This is a genomic window from Bradyrhizobium sp. S69 (assembly GCF_009766005.1).
GTDB lineage: Bacteria > Pseudomonadota > Alphaproteobacteria > Rhizobiales > Xanthobacteraceae > Bradyrhizobium.
Genome location: NZ_LMUK01000038.1, coordinates 59,734 through 85,244, shown reverse-complemented (window position 1 = coordinate 85,244; position 25,511 = coordinate 59,734). Strand labels below are relative to the sequence as shown.

Annotated in this window: 17 protein-coding genes; 6 read left to right on the top strand and 11 right to left on the bottom strand. The window is 58.7% G+C overall.

Annotated features, from left to right (window positions below):
• Positions 1-288: 288 nt before the first annotated feature.
• On the bottom strand, positions 289-738 hold the full coding sequence (locus GSQ88_RS15180) for an ester cyclase (RefSeq protein WP_159008554.1): 450 nt from the start codon (positions 736-738) through the stop codon (positions 289-291).
• A 987-nt stretch (positions 739-1,725) separates the two neighbouring features.
• On the opposite strand from GSQ88_RS15180, the gene GSQ88_RS35975 reads away from it, so the two are divergent.
• Complete coding sequence (locus GSQ88_RS35975; RefSeq protein WP_283810687.1) at positions 1,726-1,857, top strand: hypothetical protein; 132 nt, start codon at positions 1,726-1,728, stop codon at positions 1,855-1,857.
• Between the two features lie 73 nt (positions 1,858-1,930).
• Here the strand turns inward: GSQ88_RS35975 and GSQ88_RS15175 are convergent, their stop codons facing one another.
• From GSQ88_RS15175 to GSQ88_RS15140, 8 genes are all read right to left on the bottom strand, one after another.
• The gene (locus GSQ88_RS15175) at positions 1,931-2,656 is read right to left on the bottom strand and encodes a hypothetical protein (RefSeq protein ID WP_159008553.1); all 726 of its coding nucleotides are present in this window, start codon (positions 2,654-2,656) and stop codon (positions 1,931-1,933) included.
• A 146-nt stretch (positions 2,657-2,802) separates the two neighbouring features.
• On the bottom strand, positions 2,803-5,973 hold the full coding sequence (locus GSQ88_RS15170; protein WP_159008552.1) for an efflux RND transporter permease subunit: 3,171 nt from the start codon (positions 5,971-5,973) through the stop codon (positions 2,803-2,805).
• A 112-nt stretch (positions 5,974-6,085) separates the two neighbouring features.
• Positions 6,086-7,306 (bottom strand): efflux RND transporter periplasmic adaptor subunit, encoded by a 1,221-nt coding sequence (locus tag GSQ88_RS15165; RefSeq protein WP_159008551.1) that lies wholly within the window; start codon positions 7,304-7,306, stop codon positions 6,086-6,088.
• 1,094 nt (positions 7,307-8,400) lie between these two features.
• Complete coding sequence (gene boxA, locus GSQ88_RS15160; protein WP_159008550.1) at positions 8,401-9,609, bottom strand: benzoyl-CoA 2,3-epoxidase subunit BoxA; 1,209 nt, start codon at positions 9,607-9,609, stop codon at positions 8,401-8,403.
• Between the two features lie 113 nt (positions 9,610-9,722).
• Positions 9,723-11,168, bottom strand: coding sequence for a benzoyl-CoA 2,3-epoxidase subunit BoxB (gene boxB, locus GSQ88_RS15155; RefSeq protein ID WP_159008549.1), 1,446 nt, complete (start codon positions 11,166-11,168; stop codon positions 9,723-9,725).
• A 99-nt stretch (positions 11,169-11,267) separates the two neighbouring features.
• Positions 11,268-12,956 carry a 2,3-epoxybenzoyl-CoA dihydrolase gene (boxC, locus tag GSQ88_RS15150; protein WP_159008548.1) on the bottom strand — a complete coding sequence of 563 codons (1,689 nt, stop codon included), beginning with the start codon at positions 12,954-12,956 and terminating at the stop codon, positions 11,268-11,270.
• A gap of 214 nt (positions 12,957-13,170) precedes the next feature.
• Positions 13,171-14,688, bottom strand: a complete 1,518-nt coding sequence (locus tag GSQ88_RS15145; protein WP_159008547.1) for a benzoate-CoA ligase family protein — start codon at positions 14,686-14,688, stop codon at positions 13,171-13,173.
• Between the two features lie 471 nt (positions 14,689-15,159).
• On the bottom strand, positions 15,160-16,107 hold the full coding sequence (locus GSQ88_RS15140) for an NADPH:quinone oxidoreductase family protein (protein WP_246784808.1): 948 nt from the start codon (positions 16,105-16,107) through the stop codon (positions 15,160-15,162).
• Between the two features lie 212 nt (positions 16,108-16,319).
• Between GSQ88_RS15140 and GSQ88_RS15135 the strand changes: the two genes are divergently transcribed.
• The 3 genes from GSQ88_RS15135 (at position 16,320) to GSQ88_RS15125 (ending at position 20,286) form a co-directional block, all read left to right on the top strand.
• Positions 16,320-17,390, top strand: a complete 1,071-nt coding sequence (locus GSQ88_RS15135; RefSeq protein ID WP_159008545.1) for an AraC family transcriptional regulator — start codon at positions 16,320-16,322, stop codon at positions 17,388-17,390.
• A gap of 128 nt (positions 17,391-17,518) precedes the next feature.
• Positions 17,519-19,045, top strand: a complete 1,527-nt coding sequence (locus GSQ88_RS15130; RefSeq protein ID WP_246784807.1) for an acyl-CoA synthetase — start codon at positions 17,519-17,521, stop codon at positions 19,043-19,045.
• Positions 19,046-19,077: 32 nt separating this feature from the next.
• On the top strand, positions 19,078-20,286 hold the full coding sequence (locus tag GSQ88_RS15125; protein ID WP_159008544.1) for an ABC transporter substrate-binding protein: 1,209 nt from the start codon (positions 19,078-19,080) through the stop codon (positions 20,284-20,286).
• A 103-nt stretch (positions 20,287-20,389) separates the two neighbouring features.
• Here GSQ88_RS15125 and GSQ88_RS15120 read toward each other — a convergent pair whose 3' ends face one another.
• Positions 20,390-21,571: an acyl-CoA dehydrogenase family protein gene (locus GSQ88_RS15120; RefSeq protein WP_159008543.1), complete on the bottom strand. Its 1,182-nt coding sequence runs from the start codon at positions 21,569-21,571 to the stop codon at positions 20,390-20,392.
• Between the two features lie 485 nt (positions 21,572-22,056).
• Between GSQ88_RS15120 and GSQ88_RS15115 the strand changes: the two genes are divergently transcribed.
• On the top strand, positions 22,057-22,644 hold the full coding sequence (locus GSQ88_RS15115; RefSeq protein ID WP_210253818.1) for a DUF1203 domain-containing protein: 588 nt from the start codon (positions 22,057-22,059) through the stop codon (positions 22,642-22,644).
• Between the two features lie 100 nt (positions 22,645-22,744).
• Positions 22,745-23,989: an MFS transporter gene (locus GSQ88_RS15110; protein ID WP_159008542.1), complete on the top strand. Its 1,245-nt coding sequence runs from the start codon at positions 22,745-22,747 to the stop codon at positions 23,987-23,989.
• A 378-nt stretch (positions 23,990-24,367) separates the two neighbouring features.
• Here GSQ88_RS15110 and GSQ88_RS15105 read toward each other — a convergent pair whose 3' ends face one another.
• Positions 24,368-25,327: a M20/M25/M40 family metallo-hydrolase gene (locus GSQ88_RS15105; RefSeq protein WP_283810686.1), complete on the bottom strand. Its 960-nt coding sequence runs from the start codon at positions 25,325-25,327 to the stop codon at positions 24,368-24,370.
• Between the last annotated feature and the right edge of the window lie 184 nt (positions 25,328-25,511).

Below are 25,511 nucleotides of genomic sequence, written 5' to 3'. Positions count from 1 at the left end.
GCTTTCGCCGCGGCGAGAGCCGCGCATCCGATCGCCCCATCGGCGCTTACCGATCAAAAGAAAAGCGGCTCGGTCTTCACAGTGGCGGAGGAGGTTGGACCAGCGGCTCGATGCGAGATCTCGAAATGCGAGCCTCATCGACCGCGGTTAGATCTGCCGCTTGGGAGATTTTACAACTGCCCAGCAAAAATGAGGCGCATCGCACAATGTGCGCTGCGCCTCATTGGTTGACATGATTAGCGGTCGTCTCCGGAACTTTCGGACCGACGCGAAATAGCGGCCTGGCGGTTAGGCTGCCCGAATGAGCTTAAGCTGCTGGAGCGCGGTGACACCGTCGTCCAGACCGATCTCTTCCGCAATCTTCCCGTTCGCGATCCGAAGTACGGTAGTTCCGGTGAAATACATCTTCCGTCCAGTGGCCGCAGGCAGCGAGCCGATCAGGAAATCGCTGAACGCCGGACCGGTGTGGGTTCCGCCACCCTTCCAACGGCCGACGACGTAGTCTCCTTCCGCAATAAGGTCCGCGGCGCCCTCGAACATGAGATCCGGAAACGCTTCCCTAAATCCCTTCATGAAGGCTTTGATGTCGGCGTGGCCGCGGCGCGGCTCGTGCAGCGAATACTGCAGGAGCATGTCGGGAGCGGCGAGTTCATCGACGATGGCGAGATTACAGGTCTTACCCCAAAAATCGGTGAACCAACGGCCCACGATCGCCTTATTGTCTTCTGCCTTGCTCATGGTGTCTTCCTTTTTAATGCCGTGCTAAACGGACGATTGCCGTTGGTCCGCGCGCATTGGTCTAGATGACGGAGCCCGGAGCCGAACTCCGGATCTTGTCTTCATATCAAAGACGGAGTGGGTGGGAAGCTGAACCACAAAATTGTCACGACCACCGATGCGACTAGCGTCATTTAGGGAGTTGTCGGAATCGCAAAACTGAGATTATTCGATTCGGCAGCAAAAGCCGCGCGACCTGCCGACGGTGCCGTTTATCGCGGCTCCGGCACATCCTGCTTCGTTCCCAACTCGCCGAAGGCGACTGGTGAGGCCTGCACATGGGATAAGCGAACCCCGTCCAGCCTGATCCGACAAAGGTCCATATGACTGCGACATACACTCGGTTTCGCGCTGATGGGTCGGTCATCGGTGGATATGATTCAACGTACATCATGGCGAACCAGGACAACGAGTGGAAGGTTGAGATCCGTTCGTCTGATGTCTGATTTCTTTTGCGGTTGCCTTTGATCGGCGCGTCCAAGAAATACTCCGTCCCGCTAACGGCGAGGATTTCACTAACGGAAAGGGCGATGGAGAGCTTAGATCTGCTCTCAGCGGCGTCACCTCGCGGAACATGCCCGGTGGACGAACACTCCAAGTGATCTGTAATGGCTCGCCTCCCCTAAGTTGCGCGATCAGCGAGCGGCTTCGCCAGGCGCTGGGAGGTGTCCGCCTGGTTCGCAATAGCCATACTCAGTGCTATCTCGCCCGATCTTGAGCGAGAAGCGCCGAGGGCTCCGGACCGTGATGATTTGCCGCTCGGAACTCCTAGGTCCGCCTACGGACGGCGCATCAATGCAATTTTGGTCGATCACGTAGGCGTCGCCTAGCCTCTTGACGATCTTACTTCGACAGTCATGGGTGGCCGAACCGTTAAGCCCTTTGCCGTCGTACCAACGGATGCCGGCGTTAGCGGGAAAGCGGCAATCCTGCCCTGACGAGACATACATGCCGGCTTTCAGCGGAAGCACATCGATCCGCAATGAAGACCCGCCTGTCTTCGCGATTGCGGCGCCAGACAATCCGGCTAACGCCAAGATCGTCAATGCGATCGATGTGTGGTTTGGCGCCTGCATCTGATTATCCGATATCTGTTATGTTATGCACGCCGCGGTCCTGCGCTCACGCTTGGGGATTGTTCACGGCCAAACGTCTATTTTGCTGGAATGACCGGGGACGTCGCCTGCGTGGGCGAGAGGTGCGGTTCGGGAATGGCGAGTACATCACTCGTATAGTTCTCGATGACTTCGCTGAAGGGTGTTCCATCCGGCAGGACTAGCACTGCACGATGCCGTATTACGTGATCCGGGACTGGCAGAGGGGCGTCCGATTCCATTGGCAGGGCCGCCCCTATCTCCCACCCTTCCGGCAGGGGCGACCACAACAGCTCCGCCGACAGCGTGTGCCGCTGGAACCGCAGGGCCTTCACCGCACGTCCGAAGGCTATGTCGCTAGTCTCAAGGGTGCGGTTCATTTCCGGGGTAAGACGAGATGGTACGTACCAATTCTCAGCCTCCGACAAAACGCGATCTCCACAACGCAGGCGAACATGGCGATAGTTGACTGGAACGTCGGGCGACACACCGAGCACCGCACGCTGTTCTTCGGTTGCAGCCTTCGTATCGTTCCTGAGGAGGTCGGCAAAAATTAGGGAGCTTGAGGCAAGACGGTGGGCGCGACACCAGCGGTCGAGAGTCAGAGTGGCACTGTCGTGACTGAGCAGGTCCGCATTCAGTGATTGAAGCAGTGCCAACGCCTCGATCCGACTTTCGATCCGGTCGTGCCAACCTATGTCCCTCGCCAATGTGGCTGTCGAAAGCGACGAAAGAGTCGCAGCGACGAAGGCGTGCAGGAATCTCGCGAAAGACACGTAAACCATGGATGATCCTCTTCAGCGTTCGGCCCGCAGGCCGCATATATGTTTCGCAGCTCCAACGGGAATGAAAGCAGCAAGAGGCCATAATGGCTGTACTGCGGCAGCAGGTCGATTGTCCGGTTTCCCGCTGGTAGTCTCACATCCCCGCCTCACGCGTGACTGATCGCAGTTTCCGCGTGTTGCGTCAGCGGACGGTTGCCGGTCAGCGCGCGGAGAAACACATAGAACATCGGCGTGAAGAAAATGCCGAAAGCTGTGACGCCGATCATGCCCGAGAAAACCGCCACGCCCATCGCGTGCCGCATTTCGGAGCCTGCGCCGGTGGATATCACCAACGGGACAACTCCCATGATGAAGGCCATCGACGTCATCAGAATCGGTCGCAATCGTAGCCGGCTGGCCTCGATTGCCGCCTCTACCGGAGTGCGGCCACCGAATTCGAGCTCGCGCGCAAACTCTACAATCAAGATCGCGTTCTTTGCCGAAAGTCCGACTAACACGATTAATCCGATTTGGGTGAAGACGTTGTTATCGCCCTTCGTGATCCAAACCCCAAGCATCGCCGCCAGCAATCCCATTGGAACAATCATGACGATCGACAGCGGCAGCGTAAGGCTTTCGTATTGGGCGGCTAACACGAGAAAGACCAACAGCAACGCGACCGGGAATACGACCAGGGACGAATCACCGGCGATGATTTCTTGATAAGTTAGATCAGTCCATTCGAAGGAAATGCCCTTCGGTAGGGTATCCGCCGCAATGCGCTCAACGGCAGCTCGCGCTTGCCCGGTCGAGTAACCAGGCGCGGCACCACCGTTAACGTCTGCAGACAGAAAGCCGTTGTAGCGCATGGCGCGCTCGGGACCCGCATTCTCCCTGATTTTGAGCAGTGCCGCCAGCGGGACCATCTCTCCCGTATCAGATCGCGCCTTGAACCGGCCGATGTCATCGGCGCGGGTTCGGAATCTGGTATCCGCCTGAACCCTCACCGAATAGGTTCGGCCGAACTTGTTGAAGTCGTTAACGTAGAGTGATCCGAGATAGATCTGCATCGTTTCGAACACGCTCGTGACGGGAATGTTCAATTGCCGTGCCTTGGTGCGGTCAATATCGGCATAGAGCTGCGGCACGTTGATCTGATAGCTGGTGAATAGCCCAGCCAGTTCGTTCGCCGCGGACGCCTTGGCGATGAACGCCTTGGTCGCGTTATTCAGCCGCTCATAGCCGAGGCCGGCGCGATCCTCGATCTCCAACTTGAAACCGCCGATCGTGCCTAGCCCCGAAACCGGCGGTGGCGGGAACACGACGATGACTGCGTCCTGGATCTTCGAGAACTTGGCGTTCAGCGTCATAGCGATGCCGCCGCCGCTCAAGTTTTTGTCCCTGCGTTCCGCGAACGGCTTTAGCGTCACGAAAACGACCCCGGAATTCGAACTATTGGTGAACCCGTTGATTGAAAGACCCGGCGTCTGCACCGCGGCTTCGACCCCCGGCTCCTTCAACGCAATTTCCCCCATCTGTCGGACGACCTCCTCGGTTCGATCCAGCGTCGCGCCGTCGGGCAACTGGGCGATTCCGACCAGATACTGCTTGTCCTGGCCCGGCACGAAACCTCCGGGAACCGTTTCGAACAAGGCGGCGGCGAGGCCGACCAGCAGGACATACGCTACCATCGCCGCGGCGCGGCGCGAGATCACGGTTCGGACGCCCCCGCTGTAAACGTCGGAGCTTCGGTTAAATACGCGATTGAAGCGACTAAAGAACCAGCCGAGTGACCGGTCCATGACCCGAGTGAGCCCGTCCCGAGGTGCATCGTGCGACTTAAGCAACAGCGCCGCCAGTGCCGGTGACAACGTCAGCGAATTGAACGCGGAGATCACCGTCGAAATCGCCACCGTCAATGCGAATTGCTTGTAGAACTGTCCGGTCAGGCCCGTGATGAAAGCCAACGGCACGAAAACGGCGAGCAATACCAGCGCAATCGCTATGATCGGACCTGTGACTTCGCGCATCGCCTGATATACGGCCTCTTTCGGCGCCAACCCTCTCTCGATGTTACGCTCCACATTCTCGACGACGACGATTGCGTCGTCGACGACGATGCCGATCGCCAGCACAAGTCCGAACAGCGTCAGTGCATTGATCGAAAAGCCGAAAAGACGCATCACCGCGAACGTCCCGACGATGGACACCGGGACCGCGATGAGCGGAATGATTGACGCCCGCCATGTCTGCAAAAAGAGGATGACGACCAGCACCACCAGCACCACGGCTTCGAGCAGCGTGTGGACCACGGCCTCGATTGAGGCGCGGACGAACTGGGTGGTGTCGTATACGATACTGTAGTCCATTCCGTCCGGCATATTCTGCTTAAGCTCGGCCATCAATTTGCGGACGTTGTCCGATATCTCGATCGCATTGGAGCCGGGCGACTGCGAGATAGGAATTGCGACCGCCTCAACATTGTTGAGCAAAGACCGCAAGGAGTAGTCGGCCGCTCCCAGTTCGATCCGGGCGACATCCCGCAGTCTCGCTATTTCGCCGTTTGCGCCTTTTTTTACGATGATCTCGCCGAATTCCTCCTCCGTCTGCAGCCGCCCTTGCGCGTTGACGGAAAGCTGCAGGTCAAGTCCCGTTTCATTCGGCGGCGCACCGACCACGCCGGCTGCGGCCTGGACGTTCTGCGCGCGGATTTCCTTTACGATGTCGCCCGGCGAAAGACCACGCTCAGCGACTTTCTGCGGATCGAGCCAGATCCGCATCGAATAGTCTCCAGAGCCGAACAGCTGCACGTCGCCGACGCCTTCAACGCGCGCCAAGCGGTCCTTGACGTTCAGCACGGCATAGTTGCGCAGATACTTGAGATCATACCTGCTATTGGGGGATGTGAGGTGCACCACCATAGTGAGATCGGGCGAGGCTTTAATTGTAGTGATGCCCAGAGTCTGCACTTCGGATGGCAACCGCGCAATCGCCTGCGCGACTCGGTTTTGCACCAATTGCTGCGCTTTGTCCGGGTCGGTGCCGAGCCGAAACGTCACGCTCAGCGTCATTAGGCCGTCCGTAGTCGCCTGACTACTCATGTAGAGCATGTCCTCGACCCCGTTGATCTGTTCCTCAATCGGTGTCGCGACCGTTTCAGCGATCACCTTTGGGTTGGCGCCCGGATATTGCGCGCGGACTACGACGGTCGGCGGCACTATCTCCGGGTATTCCGAAATGGGAAGCGCAGGGAGCGACAACAGGCCCGCGACGAAGATGAGCGCGGAAAGCACCCCCGCGAAGATTGGCCTGTCAATGAAGAACCTCGAGAAATTCATGTCACAGTCCATTTGAGCAAAGAGGGAGCGTAACTGGCTCGTTCGGGACCGACAGACCACCGACCGGGAGCACTCCAGAAGACGTCCCGACACTGTCGGGACGCATTGTGCACTACCTCTGTACGGCGGCCGCCGCGGACGCCACGTCCGAACTGCACATCGCGACCATTTCTGGCTGGATCGGAACGCCTGGACGAATTTTCTGTAACCCGCGCACGACGATGCGCTCGCCCGCTTTGAGGCCGGCCGTAACCGCCCGCATTCCGGAGCCCGATCCACCGAGAACCACTTCGCGGTATTGCGTCCTGTTGTCGTGGTCGACGACCATCACAAATTTTTTGTTCTGGTCCGTCCCTATCGCGCGCTCGCTTATAAGCAGCACCGGCTCAGCCTTGGGTTGTCCCATCGAAACCCGGGCGAACTGCCCCGGGATCAAGCGGCCATCCGCGTTATCAAAAACGGCCCTAACCCGGACCGTTCCGCTATTGGCATCGACTTGATTATCTATGAGCTGCATTTTGCCTCGGAGAAGCACACCGTCGCCGCCTCCCACCCGCATTTCGACGGGGATGCGGCCCACGTCGTCGGGCGCGGAATCGTCGTTTAGTGCCTTCAGCGCCCGGGTGACGACGTGCTCGTCAGCATTGAAGCTTACATAGATCGGATTGACCGAAACCAGCGTGGTCAATACGGGCGCTCCGGGCCCAGCCGATATGAGGTTGCCGATCGTGATTTCCAGCTTTCCGACCCTGCCGGCAACAGGCGCCCGGATCTCGGTATAGCTCAAGTTGAGTTTCGCCGTCTGAAGCGCGGCCTCCGCCACCTTTAGGTTAGCGTCAGCCTCCCGGTACGCGTTGACACGACCGTCAAAGTCGCGCTGCGAGATCGTATGTGAGTCAGTAAGTTGCTGCCCGCGTTCGAAATCGCTTTTCGTCAGAACGAGACGGGCGTTGGCCGCGGCGACCTGACCCTCCGCCTTTGCCACGTCGGCGGCATAGAGTGATGGATCGATCGAGATCATAAGATCATTTTGCTGGACGAGTTCTCCCTCCCGGAAATGAACCCCCAAGATCGCGCCCGCGACACGGGACCGGATTTCCACTCGCTCTACCGCCTCAAGGCGGCCTGAAAACTCATCGGACGAAACCATGTCGCGGGAAGTGACGATGGCCACCGAAGCCGCCAACGGGGCCGCTTCGGCTGTCGCGGCACTGGCCGCATTGGTTCCTACGCCTGCGCCGCGATAATCGAGCGTCACGGCTCCAGCGACGGCGAGAATGATAAGCGCCCCGCCGGCACCGATCCGGGCATTTCGTGAAAGAACGTTCTTCATGTTTTCCCCTTTGTCCCGTGCTCCGCCGCTTTTCTTTGAAGAGCATGATCGAGAGGATAGGAAGTAGACTCGAGGCGGCGGGATCAAACTCCGGATCTTGTCCTCGTATCGAAGCCGGCCATTCCGCCGCAACCCGTCGGCGACTTGTGCGCGGCCCCGGACGACGTACTACATCGAAGTTCCGTCGTGGCCCGACGGCTGCAAATTGCAACAGAGCGCCGTGCCGCATGAGATTTTCTGAGTTTCGGATTTAATGACGAGGAGTTCTGTCGTTCGGAACGGATCGGCGCGCGGCAACGATCCGGGATAGTCTCGTAACTTACACGGCTCGGATGAGGCCGTTGCTGGGGGCTGGGTGTGCCCTTTGTCCAGGCAGATCTTTTTGGCGGTCGTGCCGTTTGGGATGCGGAGCAAGGTGGTGCCGGTGAAATACATCTTCCGTTCCGTCGCGGCTGGCAGTGGCACCACAAAAATTCGTTGAATGCCGGTCCGGTGTGCGTCCGACCGCTCTTTCATCGGCCGGCCACGTAGTCGCCTTCAGCGATCAGGCCTGCTGCGCCTCGAAGCGCGAGATCGCGGAACGCCTTCCGGAAGCCAGTCAGGGAGCTTTGGTATCGGCATGAATGGCGCGGCTCATGCCTTGGTGAAGTTTTTCGGGAGCAGCAAGCTCGTTGGCGATGGCGAGGTTGCACGTGTCTTATCTCAAAAGTCCGTAAGCCAGCGCCCAACCAACGAGCGCCTTGTTACCTTCTGACTTGCTGATATTGATCGGTATCCCCAACGAGGCGGCGAACGGACGATCACCGTCCGCCGTGAAGGCCCACCGTGCGGGCTCTCAAGCAGGGCAGAACTCCGGGTCTTGTCATGGCACTATCCCGTCAGGAAATCAGGCTACCCCTCGGGCGAGAACTTATCGCGCCCCTCGTTGGGTTGCCATTGCCAACCCGAGGCTGTTCAGCACCCTTTATGGATTTCAGAGTAAAAATGTCAGCTATCGCGGACGTGTTTGGCGCCGTTTCGGAAAAATCTGAGCTCTCGGACAATGACCGTCAAGCGACACTGGCCGATCGGACCAGGCCGACCGTCCTAGCGTGTTAGTATGTTTCAACGTGATATCGGCCGTTCTCGCGCATCTCGGGTTTCAGCGCGGCCCAATCGACCGATGCACTGCGGCAGGCGTCGGCGAACGCTTCATCGACACCCGATTCCATTCCCCTCAGCCCGCAGATATAAACGTGCGTGCGGGAGTCGCTCAGAAGCGCGGCCATCTGACTGGCTTCGGTGCGGATTCGGTCCTGCACATAGACGCGCGGCTTGCCTGGCACCCGTGAATAGCACAGATGCTTTCCGAGGATTGTTTCAGGTACTTTCTGCAATGGACCGAAGTATGGAAGTTCCTCCGGTCGCCGGGCGCCGAAGAACAACAACAATCGTCCCGGGGCTTCCGGCATGGCGCGACGGCGGCGCTCGGTGAAGGCGCGGAACGGTGCCGAGCCGGTGCCCGTGCAGATCATCACGATGTTCGCGCTAGGATCGTTTGGCATGAGGAAAGTCGCGCCGAACGGACCGGTCACCTCGATTTTTGCGCCACGAGGCAGGTCGCATAGATAATTAGAACAAACACCGGTCGCTTCTCGCTTGACGGTGAGCGACAAGTTGCTTGCATTCGGCTTTTCGCCGTCGCGCGCGCTTGCGACCGAATAGAGGCGGACCAGATGTGGCTTGCCATTGTCGTCGGCGCCTGGGGCTATGATTCCTATGCTCTGGCCTTCCAGCACGGGGAACGGCTGATCGCCGAACTCCAGAATGATGTGGCGGACGTCTGTGTCTGAGTCCGCGCTGGTCAACCGGAAATTGCCGGTCACCGTCGCCTTCGCGGTCTTTTCTCGATTGTAAAGATTGACCGTAGGCTTGCTCGCCGAATGGGGCGCGACGGCCTTGCCACCGAGTCCCTTGCGGGCCTCTGCAAGCAGCGCTCCGATTTCGTCCTCCAGCGCCTCAACCCCGGCGCTCGTGGCAGCGGTACTGAATTCTTGTTGGACAGGCAGATCCTCCCAGGAAAACTGTTCCTCCAACGAGTATGGGGCCGCTACAACGCGCCAATTATCTATCGCGCCGGTTGGACACGGTGCAATACAGTCCATGCATTGATTGCATATCTCCGCGTTGACGACATAATTGTTGTTGTCATGCGTGACCGCATCGATCGGGCAGGACTCCTCGCAGGTATTGCATCTGATGCATATCTCAGGATCGATCAGGTGCTGCTTTGTGAAGGTCGTGATCTCTGCAGGTCCGTTCATGGTTCTATTCCCTAACATACGGGGTGATGGTCCTGGGACGTCGACTTGCAGGAGGGACCCGTCGCGCCGGCTATTGAGCCCCTCCCATGTTACCAGGCCCGAAGGCGATCGGATCAGGCCGCAATTTTCACATATTCGAATTCACCGGGCTTGTTATCGATCCCCATCTTGGGCGGGGAGATCCAGTTGGCATACGTGCCTGGTTCGCTGACAGGCTCCATCAAGGATGCGATAAAATCGCCGTCCTCCACCGAGGGTACGTATTGATTCTTGCTGCGTTCCCATTCGGCGCCGCTGATGATTATGCCCTTTGGCGTTGCCTGGACGTTTGCGAATTCGCCTATCTGACGATGAAACGCAGTATGCGGCAGTTCCAGCCGAAAGCTGACCCCAGCCTTCTCGATGATCTTGTTCCAGCGTTCGACGCCCTTTCCGCAATCCTCGGTGTAATCATCGCGCAGACGCATGTTTAGCGCGGTCAGCGCGGGCTCGTCCACGGACGTGATCCGTCCATCAACTAGCTTCAAGACCTTGTACTTATCGTTGGCGAGGCGATGGTCGTCGTTGATCTTGGTCTCCTGAAAGCGCCCCTTCAATCCGGAATTGTAAAAATTAGCGGCGTTCGTGGACACTTCCGAGCCGAACAGATCCAGCGACAAAGAGTAATGCAGGTTCATCTTCTTCTGCATCGTAGGCAGGTCAATAACGCCGAGCGCCCTAATCTGCTCAATTGCGTTGGGGTCCTCGATACCGGCGGCCTTCATTGCCTCGCAAGTGCGCTGCAGGACGCGGCCAACGCCCGTTTCGCCGACGAACATGTGGTGCGCTTCCTCGGTCAGCATGAACCTGCAGGTGCGCGAGAGGGGGTCGAAGCCGGATTGCGCCAGACTCTCCAACTGCATCTTGCCGTCGCGGTCCGTGAAGAACGTGAACATGAAAAATGACAACCAATCCGGCGTTGCCTCGTTGAAAGCGCCCAACATGCGCGGTGCATCAGCGTCTCCGGAACGGCGGCGCAACAGATCGTCCGCTTCCTCGCGGCCGTCGCGGCCGAAATACTTCTGCAGCAGGTAGACCATTGCCCAGAGATGGCGGCCCTCCTCCACGTTGACCTGAAAAAGGTTACGCATGTCGTAGAGCGATGGTGCGGTCTTACCAAGATAACGTTGCTGTTCGACGGATGCCGGCTCGGTATCACCCTGGATTACGACCAGACGCCGCAGCATGGCGCGATATTCTCCCGGTACTTCCTGCCAGGCATTTTCGCCCATATGCTGCCCGAAATTGACCTTCCGCTGCTCCTGCTGCGGTGCGAGGAGGATGCCCCAACGATATTCGGGCATGCGTACGTAGTCGAATTTGGCCCAACCCTTCGGGTCGACGCTGATAGCCGTGCGCAGATACACAAGCGATTCCTGAAAGCCTTCCGGTCCCATGTCATTCCACCAATCAAGGTAGCCCGGATACCAGCCCTCCAATGCCTTCAGCACCTGGCGGTCTTCGGCAAGATTCACGTTGTTGGGGATCTTGGTGGTGTAATCGACGTTCATCGAATTCATGGAATTGTCCTCCCGTGTTGGGCGAATACTTATGTTTCGGCGGTGGCAACGGAAATCAGCGGACGGGGTTGAAAGCTTTCTTCATATGCCTGGTCGGCTCTATATTCTCGTCATGTCGAATTCCGCCTTCATGCCGGTTCCGTAGCGGAGCAAGGCACCTTCTTCACCGACCGCGTTGGGACGTTGGAATATCCAGTTCTGCCAGGCGGTAAGCCTTGAAAAGATTTTTGATTCCATGGTTTCGGGGCCTACGAACCTGAGGTTGGCTTCCATGCCGGTAAGGCTGTCGGGTGAGAAGCTGGCTCGCTCCTCGCAAAACACGCGGACCTCGTCGTCCCAGTCGATGTCGTCAAGGGCAAACGTCACGAGGCCTAGCTCTTCGGCAGCGGCTGCGTCGAGCGGCTCCCCGATTCTGGACTTCGCGGTCTCTACGTTGGACGGATCAGCTTGGAAGCGCGACTGCAGCCGCGTCAGGCCGTGGCTCATCGGATAGGCACCAAAATTCAAGGCACTCAGAGCGATTTCCGCCGGTGCATGATTGTTGCCCTGTTTTGTGCCGATCAACATGTAGGAACGGTCTGCGGCCAGCACGAGCTCGGCCAGTGACCCTGCGAAACACGACTCCGGCTCGACCAATGCGACCAGCGTGCGCGAAGTCACGTCTATGCGCTTAAGCACACGCTTCCAATAATGGCTGATCTCGTTAACAAGCCAATGCGATCCATGCGCGAGGACAAAGGCATCATAGGCAAGCACCCGCAGCGGGTCACCCGTCGACTTAAATACGAGCATCGCTGTCGCTGTCTCGTTGATGCGCAGATGCAGGATCGCGTCGTCGAGCTCGCGTGCAACTTGAAGCAGCCAGAAACTGGCACCCTGTTCGACAATGCCGTTGATGTCTGCCGGCGGTTCGGTTTCCGGCGCCCTGATGGTGATGGTCGCGATACGGTCGTCGCGATTTACATTGACGCCGACGAAACCGTATCGGATGCCGGCGTCCGTGAATTCGCGCTGGAGCGGCGCGAGCGCGATTCCTTTGCCCTCGCCCGCTCTTTTCGAACTTGCGGCGAACTCCTTTGCACGAACTGCGACCGTTTCCTCAAGCTTAGTGTTCGAGATGATCTCGTCCACGAGTCGCCAATCCACTGCGCGCTTCCCCTTGATGCCTTCCTCGATCGTGCAGAAGTAATCCGCATGGTCGCGCCGCACCTTGCGTTTGTCGACGACGCGGGTGAGGCCGCCAGTTCCGGGAAGAACAGCGAGCAGCGGCACCTCAGGTAAGGCCACGGCCGCTGCGCCATCGTCTGCCATTATGATGTGGTCGGTCGCGAGCGCCAGTTCATACCCGCCGCCGGCAGCGGTGCCGTTGACGACGGTGATGAAGCGTTGACCGGAATTCTCGTTTGAATCCTCGATGCCATTGCGGGTCTCGTTCGTAAACTTGCAGAAATTGACCTTGTGAGCGTGGGTGGATCCGGCGAGCATGCGGATATTGGCCCCGGCGCAAAACACGCGGTTTTTTGCCGATCGCAGCACAACAACTTTCACGCCCGGCTGCTCAAAGCGCAGCCGCTGGACCGCGTCTGCGAGTTCGATATCGACCCCGAGATCGTACGAGTTCAGCTTGAGTTGGTAACCCTCAAACAGGCCGCCGTTCTCATCGACATCCATAGTCAATGTAGCGACGTCGCCAGCCACATCGATCCTCCAGTGCCTATACCGCGAGGGCTCAGTCTGGAAATCGATGAAGGTCGCATTGTTCGCGAGTTTTCGGTTTCCGGTAGCCATGTTGCCCTCGTTTTCTTCGTCGATGCCTTATATGCACAATAATGCATGTTTACTTGCATGTCCAGCGCTTGAAAGACCAAATCGTGCATTTTATTTCATAATGGCGGCGCGCTGGTGAATGCTTTCTCGGGCCACCCCCGCCCGATCTTGCATCCCGTGAGCTGCAAAGCCCGTTTATCAGCGGAAGACGACGTCCGGTCGGCTCGCACGGGTATTAGGCCCGCAGCTTGAAGCGTTGAACTTTGCCGGTGGCCGTCTTCGGCAGCGCGTCGAGGATCTTGATCCAACGCGGATATTTCCACATGCCGATATGTTTCTTCACGTGATCCTTGATGCTTGCTTCGAAGCCATCGATCACGACGCCGTCCTTCAGCACGATGAAGGCTTTCGGCTTCAGCAAGCCTTCCTCGTCCTCGTGCGGCACGACCGCCGCTTCGAGTACGCAGGGGTGACTTGCCAACACCGCTTCGACTTCGAACGGTGAGACCCAGATTCCGCTTACTTTGAACATATCGTCTGCTCGACCGCAGTATGTGTATCGGGCCGAGGCGTCGCGGACGTATTTATCTCCGGTTTTGGTCCACTCGCCCTGAAAGGTCTCGCGGCTTTTGTCCCGCTGATTCCAATAACCTTCGGCTGAAGTCGGTCCTCTTACATAGAGTTCTCCGATTTCTCCGTCTGGTGTCAGTACGCCGTTTTCGTTCTGCAGACGGAGTTCATAACCGGGGACCGCGCGACCCGACGTGCCATAGATGATGTCGCCGGGCGCATTGGAAAGGTAGACATGGAGCAGCTCGGTTGAACCGACCCCGTCTATGATTGGCGCCGCGAACCGGGCCTGCCAGGTTTGACCGATATGTTCCGGCAGGGCTTCGCCGGCTGAGGTGCAAAGGCGCAAGCGGACCGAACCCGCGGAGTTTGCATGCTCTACGTCATGAAGCATCCCGGCATAGAGGGTCGGAACGCCGCAGAAGACGGTCGGTTGATGTTTTTCGAGAATCCCGAATACTGTTTGAGGCGTTGGGCGCAGCGGATTGAGTATCGTGGTCGCGCCGACCGACAACGGGAAGGAAAGTGAATTTCCGAGACCGTAAGCGAAAAAGAGCTTTGCCGCCGAATGGACCACGTCGTCTTCACGCAGGCCTAGCACACCTTGCGCAAATAACTTGGCCGTCAGCGCCAGACTTTTGTGTACGTGCTTGGTGCCTTTCGGCACCCCCGTTGAACCGGAGGAATAGAGCCAAAAGGCGACTTCGTCTTGATGGCATTCCACGGTCTCGAAGTCGCAAGTCTCGGCGGCTAGGGCGGTGGCGAGATCTTCGTGCACAGCCGCCGCGCCACGGCTGACAAGGATGTTTTGGCGCCCGTCCAGACATCTCCCGACGTTTTCCAGTAGCGACGCCGAAACGAACACGGCCTTGGCCCGTGAGTCGTTTAGCATGTAATTGTAATGCTCGGACGCAAGCAGCGTGTTGATCAGCACCGGCACAACACCGGCTCGAATAGCGCCCAGGACGGCAATGGGATAATCGATCGTGTCTGAAAGTATCAGCGCTATCCGCTCTTCTCGTCGTACCCCGCGTGATTTTAGGAGATTGGCGAAACGCCGCGTAGCAATCTGGAGCTCGGCGTAAGTGATGGAGCCGGCGTCGTCGACGAAAGCAATCTTATCGCCCCGTCCGTGCTCGACGTTGGAATCAAGTAGCTCGGCACACGCATTGTAAACGGACATGGGACTGCCTCTGATCTATCGCGAAAATAATGTGTGGGAATTTGCGGTGGTATGGGCGCCATGCCGCCGCAAAGGCGACGCTTCGCTACTGGATCGCGCTGCTACGGCGATCTGCCCCGAGTCCGTTGCACCGAAGTGTCATTCCCTCCCGGGATATTGGTCGGCACCGACGTGTTCCCGGCATCCACCGCGAGCCGCACGCTGCTATGAATTATAACGCAACTCATAGTGAATTATAATACATAGTCAATCCTGCATACGCCACGAAAGTAGAATTTTATTTCATAAAGGGTTCACGTTCCGCGGGAATTGAAGCGCGGTGCAGATCGCCCAAGCGCGTCGCTCGCGGCGATCCCAGGCATCAAATTTGGCCGCCACCCTGTGCCTGATTGCCGCCGGCCTCTTCCAGAGCCGCGCCAAGGTCGCTCTCGTTTGTGCGGCGGCGTGGTCTTCGACCTAATGGACAACCGCCTAATTGGTGACGACTATCTTACCCATGGCGCCGCGGTCTTTAAGGCGCGCAATGGCCTCTCCGCCCCGCTTGAGCGGGAAAGTCGCGGTGATGACGGGCGAGATTTTACCTCGCGAATACATTTGTAAAAGCGTTTCCCGATTGGAGTGGTTCTCTTCGGGCTGCGACATCGTGAAGGTACGCCAGTTGATCCCTAGGATGTCGCACGACTTGAGCAGCGGCAGATTCATCGGAAGCGCGGCGATCCCGGCGGTAAATCCTAGAATGAGGTAGCGACCACGCTCTGCGATGCAGCGCAAAGCCGGTTCGGCTAACGCTCCGCAGACCGGGTCGACAATCACGTCGGCGCCAGCCGCGCCGACTGCAGCCTTCAGCGCTCGCGATAGTTCCCGGGAGTCGGGAGGCTGGCTAATCGAAGCGGGATAGATGAGACCGTCGTCTGCCCCGTGAATGCGTGCAAATGCGAGCTTCTCTTCCGATGAGACGGCGGCGATCACCCGGGCACCCAAGGCCTTGGCAACCTGAGTCGCGGCGACCCCGACGCCGCCGGACGCGCCGAGCACGAGCACGGTCTCGTCTGACTTGAGCCGTCCGCGCGTCACGAGTGCGTAGTAGGAGGTCTCGTAGGCGAACTGGAACGCGGCCGCATCCGGAAACGGCATGGTACCCGGGATCCGCGTACACTTTGACGCGTCGAGGGCGATGCCTTCAGCCATCCCGCCGACGCCGCAGCGGCCGATGACGCGATCTCCAACCACGAAATCCCCGACCCCCTCCCCGACGGCGCTTACGAAACCAGCTATCTCCGCACCAGGCGAGAACGGGCGCGCTGCCTTGACCTGATACAAGTCTTGAATCATTAAGAGGTCTGGAAAGTTCACGCCGCAGGCCTTGATCGAGATTGCGAGCTGGCCAGGCCCCGCTACCGGATCGGGAATCTGCTCCAAGCGAAGCGTCTCGGGACCGCCGGCTTCCCTGCTTATCAGAGCGCGCATCGCATTCTCGTCTCCAGGGCAAAACTCCCGCTATCGTGTCCGGCGTTCACCGAACATCAGGCCTCCACGGCCGTCGGGATATGGCGGAAACAACCAATTCCATTGGCCCCTCAGCTCTGGCGGGTTCTGGTAGCGCGTCGGCCAACGTCGTAGAATAGGACACAATGACAAAGGCCGCATACCACACAGACTTGCAGCAACCGGGTTCGGGCACTGGCATGGCGCGATCCGTGATCGATGCCGGTTACGTCAAACTGGTCATGAGCGGTGTGCGACAAGCGGGATTAGACACCGACCGGATATTGATGCGTTCCGGCATCGACCCTGCCAGAATGTCAGACCCGAACTCACGGCTGTCGCAGCGAGAGTTTGCGCGTTTGATCGTGGTACTGACCCGGATTACCCGCGACGAGTTCTGGCTTCTCTGTGGCCGCCCCGTTCGTCCGGGAACCTTCCGCACCATGTGCAAACTTCTCGTACGCTGCGGCACATTGCGGGAAGCCATCAGTACCGGCTGTCAGTTTTACCATCTGGTAGTTGATGATTTCACCGTTCGCTTTCGCGAAGACGACCAGGAAGCCTGCATCTGGATGACTGATCGCGTGGCCGATGCGGAACGGCGCCGGATGATCAACGGCGCAATCATCTTCTTCATCTACGGCCTGATGTGCTGGTTGGTGGGCAGGACTGTCCCGCTGAGCACCGTTCATTACGTGTTTCCCGAACAACCGTTCAGTTCGGAATTGGAGCCGGTGTACAAAGCACCTCTTCTTTACAATCAGTTGCGAACCGAATTAAGATTTGAAACTGATGTCCTGGATTTGCCGATCATTCCGGACGAGGAACGATTGCTTCGCTTTCTTGCATCGGTGCCGAGCGTTCTCTTGGTGCGCTATCGGGACGAAAGCAGCGTATCCGAGCGGGTGCGTGGCATCTTGCGCCGCAACCTCACGAAACATCTATCCCTCGAGGAAGTCGCGGCAATGCTGGCGGTCACGCCTCAGACGCTGAGACGGCGGCTCCAGGACGAAGACAACTGCGGCTTTCAGGATCTCAAAGACCGTGTGCGCCGGGACGTCGCGATCCACCTTTTGCGAAAATCCCGGCTATCGCTAGAGGACATCGGTTTGTCGCTCGGTTTTTCGGAACTTAGCACGTTCCATCGCGCTTTCCGCCGCTGGACCGGAGCGGCTCCAGGTGAATACCGGCAGGCCAATCGCAAATCGGTCGCCTAGTCCAGGACCCTGACGCCATCTGAGACGCCGCCAATGAATTTGTCAGGTGCGGTCATTCATTGCCAAGGGCTGACCCGATAATCCGTTGCCCAGCTGGGGTCCGAACCCGGCGCTCCAACGGGATCGAAATGCCGACACTGCGCAAATGGGCGGAACTCCACCCCGAAAAGACCGCGTCCCTGATCGCCTTTACCGAAGAGGCAATGACATATCGTGCGCTCGACGACCGTGCCAACTCGGTGGCGCAACTCCTCATGTGGATGGGGCTGACCCAAGGCGACGGGGTTGCCATCCTGCTCGACAACGACCTGGCCTTCTTCGAACTGGTCTGGGGTGCCCGCCGCCATGGCGTGTATTACACGCCGGTCAGCACCCACCTGACGCCGGCGGAAGCGGCCTACATCGTCAGAGACAGCGGAGCCAAGATTCTGTTTGTCGCAGCGCGCTTCGCCGGCGTCGTGGAAGCGCTCGCCGCCAACAACCCGGCGCGTTGCAAGTCGATCGTGCTGCGGGGCGAAATAACAGGGGCTCTGGACTACGAGCGTGAATTGAAGAGATTCGAACGCTATCTGGAGATTCCGGACGGCCCCGTCGGGAAAGATTTTTTCTACTCGTCCGGCACCACGGGGAAACCGAAGGGGATCAAGCAACCGCTCTTCCAGAACATCGCGCAGGCACAAGCTTCCGGCGACTGGGTTCGCGAAAATTTCGGGTTCGGCGAAAACACCATCTATCTTTCGCCTGCTCCACTGTATCACGGCGCCCCGTTGCGCTTCACCATGCGAACACTGGAATCCGGCGGCACAGTGGTCGTGCTGCCGAAATTCGCTGCCGAGCCGGCGCTCGCAGCCATTCAGAAATACAAAGTGACCCACAGCCAGTGGGTGCCGACGATGTTCTTCCGCCTACTCGGGTTGCCCTCTGAAACGCGGGGATCGTACGACCTTTCCTCCCATGTTTGTGCCATCCACGCCGCGGCACCCTGTCCTCCGGACATCAAGGAAAGCATGATCGCCTGGTGGGGACCAATCCTCTGGGAATACTACGCGGGTTCGGAGCGCAATGGCGCCACGTGCATTTCCGCTCCGGATTGGATGACTCATCGCGGTTCGGTCGGCCGCGCCTGTGTCGGCAAACTGCACATCCTCGATGAGGATAAACACGAACTGGCATCGGGTGAGATCGGCGACGTCTATTTCGAAGGCCCGACCTTCGTCTATCACAACGATCCGGAGAAGACCGCACGCTCGCGCAACGACAAGGGTTGGTCCAGCATCGGCGACGTCGGATACCTCGACGGTGATGGTTATCTATATTTGACCGACCGGAGGTCTCACATGATCATCTCGGGCGGCGTCAACATCTACCCCGCCGAAATCGAGAACCGGCTATCCGTGCATCCGGACGTGGAGGACGTGGCGGTCTTTGGGATTCCGAATCCGGAGTACGGCGAGGAAGTGAAGGCGGTCGTCCAACTCAAGGACCCCTCAAAGGCGTCGGTCGATCTTGCAATGCAGCTTACCGCGTTCTGCCGGGAGACACTTTCAAGCGTGAAGTGCCCCCGGTCGATCGACTTCGAAACCGAGATGCCACGGCAGGATAACGGCAAGCTTTTTAAGCACGTGCTGAAGCAGCGTTACCTTCCTTCAGCATGACGCCGGACCCACCCAAAGCCCAGGGGAAAAAAATGAGAATCTTGCTTGCGGCCGGCCTTACGCTGGCAATCGTTGGCGGGGCGGCCGGATCGGCTCAAAGCAAAGATTACGGGCCGGGCGTGAGCGACACCGAGGTGAGGATAGGCCAGACCATGCCGTACAGTGGAGCCGCTTCCAGCTTCGCTGCTATCGGTCGGGCCATGTCCGCCTATTTCCAGAAAATCAATGCCGAGGGCGGCGTGAACGGACGCAAGATCAACCTGATTTCACTCGATGACGCCTACAGCCCGCCGAAAGCCGTGGAGCAGACGCGCCGCCTAGTTGAAAGCGATGAGGTATTGGCGATCGTGGGGACATTCGGTTCACCGACCAACTTTGCGATTCAGAAGTACCTTAACGCCAAAAAGGTACCTGGTCTTTTCCTCGGCACGGGCGCCAATCGGATTGCGGAGCCGCAGACCTACCCATGGTCGATGGGATGGCAACCCAACAACCACGCCAAAGGTGTGATCTATGCCAAGTATATCCTGGCCGAACGCCCCAACGCCAAAATCGCGGTCCTGTTTCAGAACGATGACTTCGGCCGGGACTACGCGAAAGGCTTTCGCGACGGCCTTGGCGACAAAGCTAACTCGATGATTCTGAAGGAAGTCAGCTACGAGCTGACCGACCCGACAATCGATTCACAGATTCTGGTGTTAAAATCCACCGGCGCTGACGTCCTGATCGACATTTCGACACCGAAATTCACAGCCCAGGCGATCAAACGCATGGCCGAGGTCAAATGGGGAGCCCTTCATCTGCTGAGCGACGCGGCAGGTTCAATTGCCAGCACGCTCGTGCCGGCCGGTTTGGAAAACGCGAAGGGAGTCATCACGGTTGCGTTCCGAAAGGATCCTAACGATCCGATCTGGGCAAACGATCCCGGCATGAAGGAATACATGGCCTTCATGAAACAGTACATGCCTGACGCGAATCCGACGGAAACGTATTACGTATTCGGTTACGCCACGGCACAAACCTTCGAACATGTCCTGAAGAACTGCGGCGACGACATCACGCGCGACAATCTGATGAAACAGGCGGCAAGTATCAAGGATCTCGAACTCTCGATCATGCTTCCCGGCATAAAGTTCAATACCAGCGCGAGCCGTTACACGCCGATGAGTCAGGAACATCTCATGCAGTTCGACGGTACCAAATGGGTGCCAGTGGGTGATGTCATTGACGCGGAAAAATGACCGATTCCGTGCTGCTGGGCCAGACGAACGGAGTTATGTCTGGGCTCCAGCCGAGCATATCGCGATGGCTTCCACGAGGGCCGAAAAACCTCGTTGAACACTGTCAGGAATATTGCTTGAGAACCTCGCGAGCTATGGTCATTTTCATGATCTCGGTAGTGCCCTCGGCCACCTGCGCGATCCGGCTTTGAAAGTAGAGCTGCCCGAAGCGGTTTTCCTTAAGGACACCAAGTCCCCCGTGGATTTGAATGGCACGATCAATCACCCGGCAAGCTGCAAGCGGTGAGAAGCATTTCACCATTGCCGCTTCCTTGCGGGCGTCCAACCCGCGATCGAGCATCCAGGCGGTCTTGTACACCATGAGACGCGACTGCTCGAGATCCATCTCCGACTCTGCCAGCATCCATTGGATCGCCTGCCGGTCGGCAAGCGGCTTTCCGAAAGTCTCGCGCTCCTTCGCGCGCTTGACTGCTTGCTTCTGCGCCCATGTGGCGGTTCCAGTGAGACGCGCGCCGATCACGGTGCGGTTGCGGTTGAGCTGATCCATCAAATAGCGAAAGCCCATGCCCTCGCCGCCAAGCATGTTCTTCGCAGGCACATTGCAGTCCTTGTATTCGTAGTCGCAGCTACGTCCCAAGTAGGTGCCGGGCGCCATCGTTTCGTACTCGCGCAATACCGAAACGCCTGGATTCGGATAGTCTACCAGGAATAGGCTGATACCCTCGTAGCCTTTGGTCGAGTCCGTAACCGCGTAACACAGCAGGTACTTGGGCACGATGCCGGGATGGTTCGGCGGCGGCGCCCAACGCTTGATGCCGTTGATGACGAAATTATTTCCGTCGCGCCTGGCCGTGGTCTCGATGCCGGCAGCATCCGATCCCGCTCCCGGCTCTGAGATGTTGATGTGATAGAATTTATCCTCTTTCAGGATCGGGTAGAGATAGGCCTCCTTCTGCCATTCGGGTGCCGAGTGCAAAGCCGGATGAGGATCCAGGAATCCCGACCATGAAGTCAGGAGACCGTGCATCACAGGCGACCTGACTATCTCTTCATAAACCAGGCATTTTGCTACGGTACCGAGCCCCTGACCGCCCGCATCCTTCGGTACAGCAAGACCGCGGAAGCCGTATTCCCGGAATTTTCTTACTACACCCATGAATATATCGTGAGGAACGGCGTAATCGTCGATCCCCCACATGTCTTCGAGCGGGCGGCACACATCGTCGACAAAGGCGGATGCACGTGCCTTTATCTCCCTTTGTTCTTTCGACAATTCGAAATCCATTCGACCGCTCCTGCTGCGAGATGACATCGAGGACGTTAGCGGCCGAAGGCGGGATGCGATATGGCAGCGCCGACCAAAGTGATTGGCTAAATGCGCTGCGCACATTTACCCATCCGAGTTCGATGAGCACCTGACGGTCCCCGTCGAGAACGCAGATCCCGGCAAAGAACTTCCCGATCCGGATCCGCGCCGGTTCGCTGATCGAGCCCTTTGCGGGCGAAACGTTGTGATCCGGAGCGCCGGGAGACTCGAGCTTGACCATAGAGCGTGGTCATTACAGGGCTCCCGCACCGCATATCGGTGCAAAACGCAATCAATGGACGCTCCCGTTCCCTCGCCGCTCACGGCCCAAATTCCGGCGCAGCCGCTCGCATGTTTCACCCCGCGTTTTTCGATTTGGAAGCAAGCGACTTCCAATACGATGACAAGATTCGGAGTTCGGCTCGGTCGAGCGCAGTGCAAAATTCGTACATATCAGACGAACGGTGGAGAGGATCGCCCAACGGCACATCCGCGCGATCAGGCTACGATCCATCCGTTCCGAGAGCTCCGAGGTTGGCCCATTTCGAATCGGGCCAAGCGCCATAGACAAAAGGACGACGCAAATGTCATTCCGGATCACCGGGTTGGATTCCGATCAATTTTCTCATCTTTACGGCATGACTGACGAGGAACTCGCGAAGCACGGTGCCCGCAGGAAAGTCTTGGCCGAGGGTTCCGTAGTCCCGGACCGCATCGAGCTTCGCGAAGTCCGGGCTGGCGAAACCGCGATCCTGCTGAATTACCTGCACCAGCCCGCGGACACAGCTTACCGCGCCAGTCACGCGATATTCATTCGTGAGGGAGCGGTTCAATCCTGCAACGAGGTCGATGTCATCCCTGATTTGCTGAAGACACGCCTGATTTCGCTTCGCGCGTTTTCGCACGAACATGAACTGGCGGCCGCGGACGTCGTCGATGGCGATCAGTTACCCCCGTTGATCGAAAAATTCTTCAACGATCCGGCCGTCGCCTATCTTCACGCGCACTACGCTCGTCCCGGCTGCTACGCAGCAAAGATCGAGCGGGCCTAAACACACACTTGGCCAGCGCCGCCTCGCAGGACTGGGCGACACGTCGCCGAGCACCGCGGGGCGGATCGCGCGTTGCATTTCGGGACTTAACGGAGACACCATGCCCGCTTCACCCGAGCGCCTCTTACCCGACACTTTCAACCGTCTTGCTTGGTCTAATCTCGCGGCGCAGTCCGCCGAACAGATCGCGCTGGCGGCGGCGCCGATCGTGGCCGTGCTTCTGCTGGGCGCAGGCGTAAGCGAGACCAGTCTGCTGCAGACCGCGCTAACGCTGCCCTTTGTTTTGTTCGCGATCCCCGCCGGCTTGATGGCCGACCGGATATCACGGCGGACCCTCATGGCGTCGGCAGAGGCACTCCGCGCGGCATCGCTGCTCGCGATCTTGTCTTTGGTCTGGTCGGGCACCTTGTCCATGTGGCTGCTCGCCCTGCTGGGCTTCGTCGCAGTTTGTGGCACCGTCGTTTACAGCGTGGCGGCGCCTTCCCTGGTGCCTTCGCTTGTTCGTCCACATCACCTTCCGATCGCCAACGCCCGGATCGAATTGGCGCGTACGGTAGCCTTTGCCGGCGGACCTGCCGTGGGGGGCGCTCTGGTAGGATTTGTGGGTGCGGCACCCGCGTTCGGCTTCGCTGCCGCCTTGTCGATCATCGCTGTCGTCCTGCTGTCGGGCATCCACGAGCCGGCGCGCCCGATTATCCCGCGGCGCAAACCAACGCACGACATCGCTGAGGGGCTTTCCTTCGTTGCGAATCATGCACTTTTGCGCCCTGTGTTCGTGACGCAATTCATTTTCAGCGCCGCGTCATTCTTGACCCTCGCGGTGTTCGTGCCATATGCCGTCAGACATCTTGGACTTTCTGCCTCGGGCGTCGGTCTGACGCTTGCGATGTATGGCGTCGGCATGGTGATCGGCGCGCTGGTCGCGGCGCGACTTATGCAGCGACTGCCATTTGGTACGGTGATCGCGCTGGGGCCAATAGTTGGTTTCGCCGCTTCCGTCGTCATGGCACTGACGATATGGCTTCCATCGCCTGCCCTTGCCTGCCTGAGCTTCTTTCTGCTCGGCGTCGGCCCAATCCTTTGGGTCATATCGACCGCAACGTTGCGACAGTCGGTGACGCCGCCGAGTCTGCTCGGCCGCGTTTCGGCAATCAATGTCCTCAGCTTCGGTGCACGTCCCGTCGGTACCGGTATCGCTGCCATCGTCGGCGGAATGTACAATGCCGAGGCTTGTCTCTACCTTGCCGTTGCCGCTTTTGCCTGGCAGATGATTGTAATTTTGGCCTCGCCCGCGGTCTCGCTGCAACGCCAGCCGGATATGGCCGTAGATTCGCCGAGGGCGTGAAAGCAAGATGCCACAGACTGCGGTAACGGCCGAACCGAGTGCGATCCCATAGGGATGACGGCGTTACCCGCCGGGTCTCTGCGGCGTGACCATCCACGTGGTTCTGGCGGCAGCTCCTCTCGAACCTTCGCAAAGGGCTTGGTCGGCATCTCCTGGCACTGTCGCCGCGGAATAATTGCCCTGCGACCGACCCTTGGAAACAATGATCGTCGATGGACGATGGGATACGAATGTGGGAGTCCACGGCAAATGCTTCATTCGTTGCATCGCAAAATCTAGTCCGTTTATACGAACCGGAGGACTCAGTGCCTCGCCAGTCTATCGGACAGTCCGCGATCGATGGACCGAGGAAGCTCGGGACCGCACTCGGATCAGACCCTACCAGCTACGGCACAGATCAATATAAATGTCCTTCGCATCACGGATGTTCGGCACGAAGCAGAATTCGTCGGTCTGGTGGGCCTGCGACGCTTCGCCGGGCCCCAGAATGATCGCTGGGCAGTTACCATAGCCGGGTTGCAGCACCGATCCGTCCGAAAAATAGGGCATGATCCCGAGCTCGAAGGCAACCTCGGGCCTTCGTTTACGAAGAATTCTCAGCACACAGGCAATGAACGGATGCTCGGGTTCGGTGAAAACGGATGGTAGGTTGGCAACAGTCTCAGCGACACTCGCATGTTCGCCAAGTACCTCTCCGATCTCCACCAGAATGGCGGCGTGGGCCCTGTCTCCCACTGTCAGGATATCAATAGTAAATTCGCAGGCGTCTGGAACCGAGTTTAAGTTCTGTCCGCCCCGTATCGTGCCGACTACGGCCGTTTCCTTACCGAGCCAATCGTGGGCGGGTGTCCGGCTCAGCGAATAGGCCTCGATCCTGCCTATTGCCGCTGCCGCGTGGTAGATTGCATTGACGCCTAACTCCGGCATCGACCCATGCGCGGTCGCGCCTGCGGCGTTGACCCGCAAATGGAGCGCCCCCTTGTGACCAATAACAGGAAGGTTGCCGGTCGGTTCGGCTATCACCAAGGCGCTGGCGATCCCCAGTCCGCCGGTTTCGACAATCGATCTCGCGCCGACACATCCGGCTTCCTCGCTCGCCGTCAGAATAAGGGCTATGTTACGGTTCGGCCGACCGGTGGCGGCCTCCACGGCTGCAGCGACGGCCGCGGCCACACCCGCTTTCATGTCCGAGACACCCCGCCCGTAGAGCTTGCCGTCGCGTACATCACCTTCGAACGGCGAAAATGTCCATGGCCTTGTTCCCAGCGGCACGGTGTCGAGGTGCCCGGTGAAGACAAGCGGCGGCCGCGCGGCCATTGCGGCCTCGAGTCGTGCCACAATGCTGAGGCGGTTTTCGCCGATCTAAAATCGTTGAACGTCATAGCCCGCCGATGCCAGTAGCGTGGCCAAATGCTCCACGCAGGGTTTTTCGTTTCCCGGTGGGTTAACGGTATCAAAAGTCAGCAGTTCGCGGGTTAGGGAGACGGGGTCAATCTGCATGGCGCCTTCTTCTTCAGCCCCG

What these genes read in the sequence shown, in the direction of transcription:
- boxC (WP_159008548.1), bottom strand. Translation starts at nt 12,956, where the DNA reads ATGGCTACCGGAAACCGAAAACTCGCGAACAATGCGACCTTCATCGAT.
- GSQ88_RS35975 (WP_283810687.1), top strand. Translation starts at nt 1,726, where the DNA reads ATGCCGGCTTTCAGCGGAAGCACATCGATCCGCAATGAAGACCCGCCT.
- GSQ88_RS15175 (WP_159008553.1), bottom strand. Translation starts at nt 2,656, where the DNA reads ATGGTTTACGTGTCTTTCGCGAGATTCCTGCACGCCTTCGTCGCTGCG.
- boxA (WP_159008550.1), bottom strand. Translation starts at nt 9,609, where the DNA reads ATGAACGGACCTGCAGAGATCACGACCTTCACAAAGCAGCACCTGATC.
- GSQ88_RS15180 (WP_159008554.1), bottom strand. Translation starts at nt 738, where the DNA reads ATGAGCAAGGCAGAAGACAATAAGGCGATCGTGGGCCGTTGGTTCACC.
- GSQ88_RS15145 (WP_159008547.1), bottom strand. Translation starts at nt 14,688, where the DNA reads ATGTCCGTTTACAATGCGTGTGCCGAGCTACTTGATTCCAACGTCGAG.
- GSQ88_RS15130 (WP_246784807.1), top strand. Translation starts at nt 17,519, where the DNA reads ATGCCGACACTGCGCAAATGGGCGGAACTCCACCCCGAAAAGACCGCG.
- boxB (WP_159008549.1), bottom strand. Translation starts at nt 11,168, where the DNA reads ATGAATTCGATGAACGTCGATTACACCACCAAGATCCCCAACAACGTG.
- GSQ88_RS15125 (WP_159008544.1), top strand. Translation starts at nt 19,078, where the DNA reads ATGAGAATCTTGCTTGCGGCCGGCCTTACGCTGGCAATCGTTGGCGGG.
- GSQ88_RS15170 (WP_159008552.1), bottom strand. Translation starts at nt 5,973, where the DNA reads ATGAATTTCTCGAGGTTCTTCATTGACAGGCCAATCTTCGCGGGGGTG.
- GSQ88_RS15135 (WP_159008545.1), top strand. Translation starts at nt 16,320, where the DNA reads ATGACAAAGGCCGCATACCACACAGACTTGCAGCAACCGGGTTCGGGC.
- GSQ88_RS15120 (WP_159008543.1), bottom strand. Translation starts at nt 21,571, where the DNA reads ATGGATTTCGAATTGTCGAAAGAACAAAGGGAGATAAAGGCACGTGCA.
- GSQ88_RS15165 (WP_159008551.1), bottom strand. Translation starts at nt 7,306, where the DNA reads ATGAAGAACGTTCTTTCACGAAATGCCCGGATCGGTGCCGGCGGGGCG.
- GSQ88_RS15110 (WP_159008542.1), top strand. Translation starts at nt 22,745, where the DNA reads ATGCCCGCTTCACCCGAGCGCCTCTTACCCGACACTTTCAACCGTCTT.